Genomic DNA, 12,794 nt, shown 5'->3' with positions numbered 1-12,794 from the left:
ATAGAAGCATCCTAACAAGGAAAAGAAGGACGACAATGGGATCAGGAACAGTCCAAAAAAAGCAGAAAGTAGAACGTAAGCTTGAAGTAAGGATCGCAGAGAACCAACTCGAGATCGAAAGAACTTTGGCTCTTCGTTATGATGTATTCAATCTGGAGTTGGGAGAAGGTTTGCCTCAATCCGCAGCTACTCGTAAGGACAGAGATGAATACGATTTATTTTGCGACCACCTTATCGTTGTAGATAAGAATCGGGATGATATGATCGTTGGAACCTACCGAATCCTTCGCCGAAGTGTTGCAAAGGCGAATCTAGGATTCTATTCCGACAACGAATTCGATATTACTAAAATTTACGAATTAGAAAGAGAACCCGCAGAGATCGGACGCAGTTGTGTTCATCCTGAATACAGAGACGGATCAGTGATCTCTCTTCTTTGGGGCGGACTCGCTCAATATATGAAGAAGAACAATATCGGATATCTATTCGGTTGCGGTTCTGTTCATAGCACCGATGCACAAGCTGCAAACGATGTGTATGCTTTTTTAAAAGATAAGAAAGCGTTAGCTGGAGAAGATTTCGACGTGAAACCTCTGCCAGGATTCGAGATGGAAGGTTTTGATACGAATTATTCTCCTGAAGATATTAAGGAAATTTCTAAAAGAATTCCTGCATTGATTAAAGGATATATCAGAGCCGGGTCTTTGATCTGCGGAACTCCTGCATTGGACTCCGTTTTCAAAACCACGGATTTCTTTATCATCTTCGATATCAAAGACATCGAATCAAGATACAGCAAACATTACCTAGAATAGAACTCAGAGAAACAGGGTTTTTTTAGTCGGGACGGGTCTCCAATACGAGGCCCGTTTTTGTTTTTGCCCCCTTTCCGGCGCCTAAATATGGGCCGATACACCTTGACCGTTTGAGCTTTCGATTTTTTTCTATACTAAATTAACCTCAAACAAGCGAAACCCGTTTGGGTGACTCATGAATCAAATCGATTTCCAACATCCCTCTTTTAAGGACCAGATCCGATTTTATTTACTGGTATTTCTTTCCTTTTTGGTCATGAGTTTGGGGTATTATTTAGGGATCTCTTCTTATATTCTAGGTTGGTTCGCTTTCTGTATTTCCGCATTTTCCGTGGCAGGTAACGATGCTGTCCAAACCGTTGGAACATTCATAGAAAGTAAAAAGTCGGTACATTGGTTCCCAAAACTTGCCGCCTTGGGTGGCCTTCTTGCTTTGGTATTCGGATACGCTTGGTGGTCAGGTAGCGGAGAAGTCCATTTTCATAGACTGGATAATTTTACTCCACCTGCAGAATATAATTTTCTACAATTGATCGCACCTATCGTTCTAGTTGTCATCACCCGGATGAAGTCCCCGATCTCAACTACGTTTTTGATCCTGGGTTTATTCGGCGGGCAGAATATAGAGAAGATGCTGACCAAATCCTTTTTAGGATACATGATCGCATTTATCACCGCATTGGTTGTTTGGGGGATCTTAGTAAAAGTAGATCCAAAAGAATATTATGACGATCATATGCCTGATCCAAGAACCGAAAGAAAATGGGCTATCTTACAATGGTTCTCCACTTTGTTCTTATGGGCGGCCTGGCTTGCTCAAGACGCCGCCAACATCGTAGTCTATCTTCCTAGGCAATTGAATTGGATGGAGCTTGCAGGAGCAGTTTCTATTCTGATCGGTGCTCTTGGTATTATATTGTACACGAATGGTGGAACTATCCAAGAGATAGTTACGGAGAAGTCCGACATCCAATGGTCTAAGGCAGCAACTATCGTAGATCTAGTATATGCGAGTATTCTAATATTCTTCCAAAAGATCAGCAATATGCCAATGTCCACCACTTGGGTGTTCTTGGGCATGCTTGCAGGAAGAGAGATTATGTTAAATTTCCTTACCTACAGGGATGCACCTTATTTGGAGACATTCCGCAAAGTAGGTAAGGACGTTCTTCTTGCATCTATCGGGATTGCAGTAAGTATTTTTATATTCTTACTCGCTTCTCAGTTCTATCCGGAAAAGACTTCTTTTATTCCTAAATTCCTGAAGTAATTCCAGTTTCATTCCAGCAAAAATTTTCGAATGGAACTGGGTATAGATCAGCTTATTTCCAACTGCTTTATACTGCGTTTTCGATTCTATAGATGCACGATTTTGCAATAGCAGTGCTATCGATCAAATATGCCCTACAATCCTTTGTCCAACGATCGAATTGATCGTTTTGTTTCAGTTTGATTAAAGCTTTCTCATACAGCATACTGCAGAGGTATCTCGAGGTGATGATCATTAGATTTTCAGCGACTCTTTCTTTGATTTGATCTTCTTCGATTGATCTAAATTTAGCGATTGCATCTTCGAATATTTTAGATTGTTCTATGAGGAACTTAGAAGGTGATTCTATTTCCGCTTTAATCGATTCCAGATATTTTTTGAAATTTCCGTCTCCAGTCATTCCCGCTACGATGGCACCGACTGCAATTCTAACGTGGATTTGACTTGTTCCTTCGTAGATCGTATTGATCCTAGAATCTCTAAATATTCTGGCCACATCGTAATCTTCCGTGTAACCGGCTCCACCATGGATTTGAACGGCAAGGTTTGCACATTTATGCCCTTCTTCAGAACAATAGTATTTTGCGATAGGTGTTAGAACGGAGGCGAGGTTACCCCATTTTTTTACCTTTTCGTCTTTTCGGATCTCTCTATCTTCTTTATTCCCTTTCTCCAGACGAATTTGGTGATGCTGATACATATCCACAACTCGAGCGGTTTCAAATGTGAGAAGTCTAGACGCGTTCACTTCTCTTTGGATTTTATGGAGCATTTCGGCAACTGCAGGGATTTCTGCGATCGGTTTTCCAAACTGTTGTCTTTCTTCGGCGTACTTGCGAGATTCATAATATGCTCCGGCTCCACTGCCGGGACCGCATGCCGCACTTCCGAGTCTCATAAAATTTGTCATACCAGTAGTGTATCGGGTGAGGCCGAGACCTTCTTGCCCTAAGAGTTCAGCATAACTGTTTTCATATACGACTTCGCAGGTAGGAGAGGCATGGATTCCCATTTTTGTTTCAATTCCTGCGATCGTTACATCTTCACTTTTTACCAAGAATACGGATAATCCTCGAGCCCCTCCATTTCCTGTCCGTGCAAGAGTCAATAGACTGGAAGGATAAGGACCGAGTCCGCAACCTTGGGATATAAAACGTTTTGTTCCGTTTAAACGATAATGTCCGTCTTCCATCTTTACTGCGGTCGTTCTTACGTTATTTAGATCGGATCCGAAATCAGGTTCGGTCAGTGACATTGCAAAAAGAGTCTCGCCCGTTGCTGCTTTTGCCGCAAAATTTTCTATTTGTTCCTCTGTTCCGTATCTCGAAACGATCTGCGCTAGATTTAATAGAGCGACGGTCATGCAAAAAGAAACGTCTGCTCTTGCCATGATCATCCCATAAAATGCACTCATAGTGCCGGGTAGTCCTAGTCCTCCTGCTTCTCTCGAAATAGAAAAAGGCATGAGTCCTGTGTCGCGGAATTTCTCATATATCGATGTAGTTTCGTCTGGGAATATTACCGTTCCATTTTCGTACCGTAGATGTTTCCTATCCATGACACTTGAAAGTTGAGATACATCCTTTCCGAAAAATTCGCCTAAGGATTCAAGGCTCGATCTATATAATTCTACAGCTTCTTCGACGCTGGAGGGAGCCATTTCGTATCTTGGGTTATTCGTTTTCTTATAAAGTTCGTGATCGAAAAACTCTTCGCCTTCCGTTGAATTTACGATCGAAGTCCAATCGATCAAATGTTCGAAAAATAGTTTTAAATCTTGGTCGTCTGTAAAATAATTATTAGCTATCATATTCCCTCATTTACCTATGCTGTCGCAGAGACTCTGTTTTCCTTTCCTATACTGTGTGCGGCATTCAATCCTTCTAGAAAGGCTCTCTCTGCATCAATTCCTTTGGAGTTCTTTGCTCCACCGATAACGAATATTTGCTTTTGCGGGTGCAAAGATTTATAGGTCTCATATAGAGAACTTTCTTTTTCCTGTCCCACACAAAGGATTAGAGAATCGCATGGATAAAGAATCTCCTCTCCGTTTTTCAAAGTCACCTTAAGACCTTCTTTCGTGATTTCTTTATAGTTAAGTCCCTGAAAGAATTCTACGCCGGATGCTTCTAATTCCTGTTTGAGAGCCCAAAATGTAGTAGGTCCCAAACCCGCACCATGTTTTCCGCTTCTCCTAAAAATCGCAACATCTCTTTCCGATTTGTGAGGTTGGATAGCGACCTTCGTAAACGAATCAATATTATATTTTTTTGAATAAGATTCGAGACTAGGATCGTTTTCTTCAGTTAGCTTATGAGCCACATCAACACCAATCCCGCCACCACCGATCACTGCCACTTTTTTTCCCGCTTTGAATTTCCCAGTCAGATACTCAGTATAATTTCCGACCGGAAGAATATCAATGCCAGGTAAAGTAAATTCTCTTGGGGTAACGCCTGTTGCAAATATAATCGCATCCGGATCTAATTCTTCAAGTAGCTTTAGGTCACAATTTGTATTTAAGCGAATATCCACTCCGAGTGCCGGAAGTTCGTTTCTAAAATAACGAAGGGTCTCTTTGAATTCAGATTTGCCTGGGATATTAGAAGCAAGTAGGAACTGTCCTCCTAACTGCTCCGCTTTTTCGAGGAGTATAACTTTGTGACCGAAAGAGGCGCTTGCCCTCGCAGCTTCTAACCCTCCCGGGCCCGATCCGATCACCACAACTTTTTGCGGTTTCACATTAGGATCGATTTCGTAGTCCAATTCATTGACAGCTTGCGGATTGACTAGACAGGAAACCGATTTATCTATGAAAGCATGGTCTAGACAGGATTGGTTACATGCAATACATGTGTTGATCCGATCTGACATACCTGTTCTGATTTTTTTTACGATAAACGGATCTGCGAGAAAAGGCCTCGCCATGGAAATTATATCTGCCTGATCATTATCAAAAATTCTTTGTGCAGTGATCGGATCGTTTACTCTGTTGGATGCAATGATAGGAATACCGGGAGTTTTTTCTTTGATCCGTCCTGCAATGTTTGCCCAGGCTCCTCTTGGAACTAACTGGCTAATAGTGGGTATCCTTGATTCATGCCATCCGATCCCAATATTCAAAGCGGATACTCCTTCTTCTTGAAGTGTTTTGGCTAGATCGCATACTTCTTCGAAAGTTGGATTTCCAGGAATGAGATCGATTCCAGACATTCTGAAAATGATCGGAAAACCTTCCGGAAGATTTCTTTTGACTGCCCGAAGAACTTCGACTGCCATATTCATTCTCTTTTTGTGATCCCCTCCGAAATGATCGTTTCTATGATTTGTAACCGGAGAGAAGAACTGGTTAATGAGATATCCTTCGCTTCCCATAATTTCTACAGCTCCGAATCCTGTTTCTCTTGCGAGCTTTGCGGCGATCCCGAAATCTTCTGCAGTCTTCCAGCATTCCTCTTCTGTGAGGGATCTAGGAATATATCTATTGATAGGAGCACGGATGGCAGAAGGGCCTACGCAGTTTCTATCAAATGCATAACGTCCTGCGTGGAAAAGTTGGGCGCACATAGTTCCGCTTCCGTTAAGAAGATCATTCATCTTTTTTAATTCGGCTGCGTGCTCTTCCTTTTGTATATTGAAGAAGTGTTTCGATCCTCGTCCTTCCTCGTTCACGCTTATTCCGCCGGTGACTATAAGGCCGACGCCACCTTCAAATCGTTTTCCGTAAAATGCCGCCATTCTTTCTGCGGTTTCCGTTTTACCTTCGAGTCCGAGGTGCATAGATCCCATTACGAATCGGTTCGGAAGAGTAAACCTTCCTATATTTATGGGTTGAAAAGCCCTTTCCATAATACAATTCTCCGCTGAATTCGGTATTAGAGTTATTATTTACCAGTGGTAATATAAATAATGCGAAAATCAAGATTTAAATTACCACTGGTAAATATATTCTTGCAAAGAATGGAAGATAGTCAGAATCGTTGGTATGCCCGTAAAGAATAAACGCCGCCAACAACAGGGACCGGGAAGGCCGTTTAAGAAAGACAAGATCACTGTCAGGGAGGATCTTATATTCGCGGGCACTGAATTATTAAAGACGACACCTCTCGAAGAGATCTCTTTACGAAAAGTTGCGGCGCTTGCAGGTGTGAGTCATGCAGCATCTTATCATCATTTCGAAAGCAAAAACGCTCTGCTTGCTGCGATCGCAGAAAGAGGATTTCAGAAATATTTTTCCGAATACCAGAAGGAGCTCGAAAAAACGGATAATAATTTTATAGGACGTTTCCGTGCTTTGGGTTGGACCTATATTCAGTTTATTTTGAACAATCAGCAATTTGCTAGGATCATGTTCGGTGGTGTAGATCTAAAATTACATCCAACATTGTCCGCAGTTTCTAGAAGAACGTATCGGCAATTGCATGAGATCATCCGTATGGGGCAGAGGTTGGGGGCGATCAAGCCGGGGCAAACACGCGAGAAAACTGTGGCTTCCTGGTCTATGATCCATGGGATCGCTATGCTATTTTTGGAAGGAAGGATAAAACCTCAAAAAAACAAAGAGGAGATGAAAAAATTTATCTTGTCCGTGATAGAGTGTGCATACACCGGAATGACTCTGCCACCTCCCGAAGTAGGGTAATTTATAAATTTATAATGCAATAGTCTTCTCTGCAATTTTCAAGCAGAGAGAATATCATATTCTGACAGATCGATTTTTCTCGTTCTATACGAATATTCGTAAGTATGACCGGGCCAGTTGTTCGTGTTCTTACCGGAAGAATTGATGTACCAGTTATTACATCCTGTGTCCCAAACGAATTTATCGAATTTTTTATTTAAAGATGCATTATATTTTTGCATACTACGAACCTTAGGGATCAACGCTTGGATCCCATTTTTATCCATTTCATTCAAAGCAGAAATGATGTAACGGACTTGGGCTTCTATCATATACACGATGGAATTATGAGCTAGGTTCGTATTCGGTCCGTATAAAATATAAAAATTCGGAAAACCTGCTACGGTAACACCTAGATAAGCTTCCGCACCATTCTTCCAAACCTCGTTCAGATCTTGGTTTTTCGTTCCTTTTACTTTCATGGGAGATAGAAACTCGGTGGCCTTAAATCCTGTTCCAAAAACGATTGCATCGAATTTTTGGAGACCTTTCTTGGTTATGATCCCGTCCTGATTTACTTCTTGGATGGATTCAGAAAGAACTTTTGTATTCGGTTTTGCTAATGCTTCGTAATAATCGTTGGAAAGAAGGATACGTTTGCATCCTGCTGGATAATCCGGAGTCAGAATTTTACGTAGTTCCGGATCCTTGACGAATTTTTTCATGTGAGAAAGACTCATCCATTTTACGATCTGGTTGGCATGATTATTCTTTTGGAATGCGATCATTCTGATCTCGTTCCAAATATAGATCTGAAATCTATGTAATAGTCTAAACCCGGGAAGATACTTAAACAGAAACTTTTCGAAACTCCAATATTTACGATCCGGTTTAGGAACCACCCAGGGTGCAGTTCTTTGGAAAACGGTTACCTCGGCTCCTTGGTTCACGATCTGTGGAATGAATTGTATAGCGCTCGCACCGGTTCCGATGGCGGCTATCTTCTTCCCTGAAAAATTATAAGCAGGATCCCAATTTGCAGAATGGAAGATTTTGCCTTTAAAACTTTCCAAACCTTTGATAGTAGGAAGGGCAGGACGATTTAATTGTCCTACTGCAGAAATAAAAACGTCATGCTCTAAGGTCTCATTATGAGAAGTTTTGATTTTCCAAACTCGGGAAGGATCATCCCAATCGGCAGATTTTATCTCGATACCAAAACGGATATGAGGAAGTATCCCGTATTTTTCGGCACAATGTTTTAAGTAAGAAAGTATTTCAGGCTGGGCGGAATATTTCCTTGGCCAGTTAGGATTCGGTTCGAAAGAAAAAGAATAAAGATGAGAAGGCACATCGCATGCTGCTCCTGGATAGGTGTTTTCTCTCCAAGTGCCTCCTACGGAATTTGATTTTTCATAAATTACGAAATTGTGAAATCCGTTTTTCTTAAGTTGTATTGCAGCACATAAACCTCCAAAGCCCGTACCTACGATTGCTATAGAGATCGACTTTTCTTTTTTGTTTCGTGACTGCATATTTTCCTAACTCCGGATAAATATTATGAACAAAAGTTCACAAGATTGTATTTTTAAGGTTTCGGCTTAAGCGCATCATTGAAATAGAAATCATTCTATCAAGTCGATTTTTTAGACTATAATTGTGTCGAACCTTGTTAAATATCAATCTTAGATTTAATTTTGGGGAGAAGGAAGAAAGATCCGGATTATAGCTTCCTTAGAATTAGAGAACTCCAATGTCAAAGATCCGTGAAAGATTCTCAAAAGTGCGCTATGTATTTTCAGTCCTTGGCCGGAGGAACTTACGGGCATAAGATCTTTTCCTATTTCATTTTTGATCTGGATAAATAAGCCGTTCTGATATTGAATACGAATAAAGATCTTCGATCGGACTTCTCCCGAATGTTTTATCGCGTTACGTAAGGATTCTCTGAATGCATAATACAAAACTTCCTTCACTTCGGGAGGATAGTTTTCTGTTTGAGAATTTATATTTGGATCTATTTCCCAAATTAAATTAGAATCTTTAGCTTCTGAATCCTGCAGTCTTTCTAGCATTGGAACTAAGCCGATCCTAGAAATTTCCAAACCGGTATCAGACATTTCTCTTAATAAGGAAGAGATCCTTTTATGAAGTTCAGCAAGTGAATTTGCATGTTGGGAATTGAGCCTTCCTGACTTTTCGTTGGAGATTTCTAAAATAAGAGAATGTATCTCTGGAAGTATATCATCGTGAAGGATCTGTCTGGTCTTTTGGTCGGAAAGTCTTTGCTCTTGTATTTTCTTTCTTTGAAGTTCTTCCAGAATATTGCCTGTTTCTTCCAAAAATAGAGAATGTACTAGCCAGGTTCCTGTGATCCTTGCAATCTCGATTTCCTCCTCTGCAAATAATCCTCCGTTTTCTTTTTGACCCAAGATTAAGTAGGCGTCTCCAGAAAGGACGCTCTCTACTTTTACTAGGATCACAAAGCCGGAAAAGCGATCTTTATCTAAGTATTGAATGTTTGGATTTTCCGGATGGGGAGCAACCTTAGAAAAATCGAATGTTTCCTGCGGAATATCTTGAGGATAATGGACATTTGTATCTGAGAAGTAAGGGATTTTTCCTCGAAAAACCAACGCAGCTTTAGTTGCTTCCAATACATCCTTGCATAAATATCCGAAAGATAATTTGACCGAGCCGGAAGATAAGATCTTTTTTAATACTTCGTTTTGGTTGGAACTTACCAGTTTGTTTTTTCTAACCGTAAAAAATCGGGAAAGGAAGAATGAATAGGAGAATACGATAAATATTTCAGCTTTAGGATATCCAAGTTTTGCTAATAGAAAATAGAATGAAGAAAGTGCTAAAGACGTGTAGACAGAATTTTTCCATTCTTGTTTTAAGCTGATCTTAGGTAAGATCCTTCCCGTAAGTATTTCATACGAAGTTAAGGCCCAGCCTAAAGCTAGAATGGAGATGCAGATCAACGCTTGGATACAAAGTATGAATCCGTAAAAGTATTTGGGCTCTTTTTCCGCTTTTAAGATCAGATTTTCTATAATCCCGAATTCCTCTCCAACGAATAGAACGGAAACCAACAAGACCACCCCTAAGAGAGAGAATCCAACTAACCTTAAAAAAGGGATCGCTTTTTGTCTTCCTAACTCGGAAAGACTGTTATCTGAAATTTTGAATAGAAAGAGGCAAAGTAGCGAAAGAGAAACACATACAAAAATATAAATTAAGTAAGCGGATTTGAATGAGAATGGTACAAATTTCCAATATTCAAATAAACTGATATTCCATGTTTTGCCCGGATTATGGATAAGTAAGATTGAGATCGCAATTAATTGGCAAAATGAAAGAATGTAGAATAGAAAAAGAAAAACCCACTTCTTTCTTAAAAACCCGAAAAACCAAACGATTACAACGAACCATCCGAATGGGATGAGTATCAATAAGACCAGTCCCGGAAAAAAATACAAGATAGGATAAGAGGAAACAACCAAGAATCCGTTCTGGCCGAGGATCGCTGAGAAAGAGAATAATAAGGAAGAGACGAACAGAGTAAAAATACTGAAATAAGCAGCCGCGTTTTTCTTTTCCAAATTTGTTCCAGTAGTCGAGCCTAACCAAAACAAATTTGTGGAAAGAAAAATAAAAACGGAACAGATTAGGATTTCAAGATCTATTGTCAAAGTTAGGTGTCCAAGGAATCCTTTCTCCGGTAGAATTCCTATAAAAAATTTTTTCGTCTTCTTCCCATTCTAAAAAACGATTCGATAATACGATGAGTGCCGCTCTTGTGCGGGCTACTTTTTCATCGGAGTTTGTTTCATTTAATCCCCAGGCGGAGTAGATCTGACCGTTGATCCTGCTGATCGTTCTTTTGTCCTTGAATCCGAAATGTTGTGCAATCTGTTCATTACTAAATCCTTTGGCCAACATTTCTGCCACGGACCTTTCGTTGGGTTCTAATACTGCTAAAGGAGAATTTTCGTCCTTTTCCCTGACTTCTGTAACCCTGGATTCGATTTCAGGATCTATAAAACTTTTTCCATCGTAAGCTAATCGAATGAGTGGGATCACCATTTGAGGAAGAAGATAATTTGATTTTCGAACGTAAGCGTAATGGCTTAAGATCCCGGAACTTCTGAAAGTCCTAAAGTATTCGTCGCTGTCTTGTATAGAATAGATGACTACCGGTTTACGCGGGAATTCCTTCCGGATGGAAATAATGGTTTCTATTCCGTTTAATTTTCCCGCGAGTCTTACATCTAAGAGAAGAACGTCTGTGTCTCCTTCTAAACAATAACGAATTGCCTCTTCTCCTGATTCGCAGTCGAATACGGATCTTATTTTTCCGGATTCTTCCAAGCCGGAGATCATCGCTTTTCTGAGTTTCAGATTGTCTTCCGCAACCAGTATCTTGATAGGTTCGGCTTTCATGTGTTCTCGGAATTTTAGGATAAGAAGAACTAGGAGGTCAAGCACTTGAGTGCTTATAGTTCTGCACTCAGAAGGTGGGTTTGTTTTTGAAAATTCGATATTCTCTGATCCATGAAACGAATTTTAGAATTTTCTTTGGCTTTGATAGCGCTCGTCGTATTTTCCTCGGCTTTGCTTGGGATCTTTTTACTGATCTCTGTCTTTGATCCTGGTCCGGTTTTTTTCCTACAAGAAAGGGTAGGTTCAGGAAAGAAGAGATTTCGGATCTGGAAATTCAGGACCTTAAAGGACGGGAATCCAACTTTTATAGGTTCTTTTTTGAGAAGTACTGGTTTGGACGAACTTCCTCAGATCTGGAATATTTTAAAAGGGGATATGAGTATTGTGGGGCCCAGGCCATTAACCGAACAAGATATTGTCCGATTGGGTTGGGGAGTAGAAAGTTTAGATCGGAGATGGTCGGTTCGTCCAGGGATCACCGGACTGTCTCAATTATATTCAGGAAGAGGGTCAAAATATTCTCTTTGTTTCGATCTTTCATATCTGAAAAGAAGAAGTTTCATCTTAGATGTTAAGATCGTAATATTAACCTTAGTGATGAATCTTTTCGGTAAGAAAAGAATTAGAAATTTATTATGGACTCGACTTCAGAAAAGGGATCGAGGCTTTTTTTGGGGAAATTGGGCAAAACATTTTAAGAAAAATGCGGATCGTCCCTATCCTGTTGTACAAGAACAGGTCATTGGGTTTATTCCTCAAAAACGACTCCCGGTCGCTAAATCTTTGGCAATCTTTCAGTTGGGAGAAGCGGGCGAAGGTAGGATCGCAAAAGATATAGATCATATAAATATTTATGGAGTGGATCCGAATTATAGAGAAGCGCTTAAACTTTTCGTAAAAGAAGAAGGTAGACATGCGCGTATCTTAGGGGACTGCGTTCGCGCCTTAAGAGGAGAACTGATCCAAAGTAATTGGACCGAGAAACTTTTTCATTTTGGCAGAAGGCTTTTAGGAACCAGACTCAAACTGATGGTACTATTGGTCGCAGAAGTGATCGGGATCTGCTTTTACAAAAAGATCGCAGAAAAAATCCCGTTCGGTTCCGTGAAGAATGCCTTACTTCATATCGCGGAAGATGAAGAAAAACATCTGATCTTTCATAGTACATTTTTTAAGATCCGACTCAAAAATCCGATCACTCGATTTCTTTTCAAGATACTATGGAGGTTTCTCTCTTTTGCGGCTTGTATTTCGGTTTTAATGGATCATCGAAAAACATTCAAAGCTTTAGAAATTTCGATCAAAGATTGTTATTTTCAATTTAAGAAGATTTCCCGAACCACGGAGAGAAAGATACTCCAAACATTTTTCGTTTGAGTGATTTCTTTTATGCATATTGTCTTAGTGTTTAGAAAGAAAATTTTCGGATACGGATTTGAATGTAAAGAAGAACAACTATTACAGGAATCGATCCGTATTCGAGATCGTTTAGATAGATATCTATTAGAGAATCGCATTTCGAAAAAATGTTTTGCTGCGAAGTATGAGAGCTATGAGAGAATTTTTAGAGGGTTTGTAGGTTTTTTTAATGAAGATCTTTCTGTTTTTACAAGAGATCTAGAGGAAGTGGAGATTGAAA

Annotated in this window: 9 protein-coding genes; 4 read left to right on the top strand and 5 right to left on the bottom strand. The window is 40.1% G+C overall.

Features of this window, described 5'->3' with window-relative positions; all coding sequences use genetic code 11:
* Nucleotides 1–35 precede the first annotated feature (35 nt).
* Together LPTSP_RS11785 and LPTSP_RS11780 are read left to right on the top strand one after the other, a co-directional pair.
* Entirely contained in the window at nucleotides 36–815 is a 780-nt protein-coding gene (locus tag LPTSP_RS11785) for a GNAT family N-acetyltransferase (protein ID WP_108928936.1), read from the top strand.
* Between the two features lie 175 nt (nucleotides 816–990).
* Nucleotides 991–2,085, top strand: coding sequence for a hypothetical protein (locus LPTSP_RS11780; RefSeq protein ID WP_108928935.1), 1,095 nt, complete (start codon nucleotides 991–993; stop codon nucleotides 2,083–2,085).
* Between the two features lie 67 nt (nucleotides 2,086–2,152).
* Here LPTSP_RS11780 and LPTSP_RS11775 read toward each other — a convergent pair whose 3' ends face one another.
* On the bottom strand, nucleotides 2,153–3,895 hold the full coding sequence (locus LPTSP_RS11775) for an acyl-CoA dehydrogenase family protein (RefSeq protein ID WP_108928934.1): 1,743 nt from the start codon (nucleotides 3,893–3,895) through the stop codon (nucleotides 2,153–2,155).
* A gap of 14 nt (nucleotides 3,896–3,909) precedes the next feature.
* A complete protein-coding gene (locus tag LPTSP_RS11770; RefSeq protein ID WP_108928933.1) occupies nucleotides 3,910–5,934 on the bottom strand; it encodes an oxidoreductase in 2,025 nt (674 codons plus the stop codon).
* Nucleotides 5,935–6,070: 136 nt separating this feature from the next.
* On the opposite strand from LPTSP_RS11770, the gene LPTSP_RS11765 reads away from it, so the two are divergent.
* Entirely contained in the window at nucleotides 6,071–6,727 is a 657-nt protein-coding gene (locus tag LPTSP_RS11765; protein ID WP_108928932.1) for a TetR/AcrR family transcriptional regulator, read from the top strand.
* Nucleotides 6,728–6,765: 38 nt separating this feature from the next.
* On the opposite strand, the gene LPTSP_RS11760 is transcribed toward LPTSP_RS11765, so the two are convergent.
* From LPTSP_RS11760 to LPTSP_RS11750, 3 genes are all read right to left on the bottom strand, one after another.
* Entirely contained in the window at nucleotides 6,766–8,241 is a 1,476-nt protein-coding gene (locus tag LPTSP_RS11760; protein ID WP_108928931.1) for a flavin-containing monooxygenase, read from the bottom strand.
* Nucleotides 8,242–8,397: 156 nt separating this feature from the next.
* Complete coding sequence (locus LPTSP_RS11755) at nucleotides 8,398–10,314, bottom strand: sensor histidine kinase (protein WP_245915557.1); 1,917 nt, start codon at nucleotides 10,312–10,314, stop codon at nucleotides 8,398–8,400.
* A 73-nt stretch (nucleotides 10,315–10,387) separates the two neighbouring features.
* Nucleotides 10,388–11,155, bottom strand: a complete 768-nt coding sequence (locus LPTSP_RS11750; RefSeq protein WP_108928929.1) for a response regulator transcription factor — start codon at nucleotides 11,153–11,155, stop codon at nucleotides 10,388–10,390.
* Nucleotides 11,156–11,266: 111 nt separating this feature from the next.
* On the opposite strand from LPTSP_RS11750, the gene LPTSP_RS11745 reads away from it, so the two are divergent.
* Nucleotides 11,267–12,532, top strand: coding sequence for a sugar transferase (locus LPTSP_RS11745; protein WP_108928928.1), 1,266 nt, complete (start codon nucleotides 11,267–11,269; stop codon nucleotides 12,530–12,532).
* The last annotated feature ends 262 nt before the right edge of the window (nucleotides 12,533–12,794 follow it).

It is taken from the genome of Leptospira johnsonii, from assembly GCF_003112675.1.
Lineage (GTDB): Bacteria > Spirochaetota > Leptospiria > Leptospirales > Leptospiraceae > Leptospira_B > Leptospira_B johnsonii.
This window is presented reverse-complemented; position numbering and strand designations above follow the sequence as displayed.

Coding starts and splice junctions, on each gene's coding strand:
- LPTSP_RS11785 (WP_108928936.1), top strand. CDS start 36: ATGGGATCAGGAACAGTCCAAAAAAAGCAGAAAGTAGAACGTAAGCTT.
- LPTSP_RS11780 (WP_108928935.1), top strand. CDS start 991: ATGAATCAAATCGATTTCCAACATCCCTCTTTTAAGGACCAGATCCGA.
- LPTSP_RS11775 (WP_108928934.1), bottom strand. CDS start 3,895: ATGATAGCTAATAATTATTTTACAGACGACCAAGATTTAAAACTATTT.
- LPTSP_RS11770 (WP_108928933.1), bottom strand. CDS start 5,934: ATGGAAAGGGCTTTTCAACCCATAAATATAGGAAGGTTTACTCTTCCG.
- LPTSP_RS11765 (WP_108928932.1), top strand. CDS start 6,071: ATGCCCGTAAAGAATAAACGCCGCCAACAACAGGGACCGGGAAGGCCG.
- LPTSP_RS11760 (WP_108928931.1), bottom strand. CDS start 8,241: ATGCAGTCACGAAACAAAAAAGAAAAGTCGATCTCTATAGCAATCGTA.
- LPTSP_RS11750 (WP_108928929.1), bottom strand. CDS start 11,155: ATGAAAGCCGAACCTATCAAGATACTGGTTGCGGAAGACAATCTGAAA.
- LPTSP_RS11745 (WP_108928928.1), top strand. CDS start 11,267: ATGAAACGAATTTTAGAATTTTCTTTGGCTTTGATAGCGCTCGTCGTA.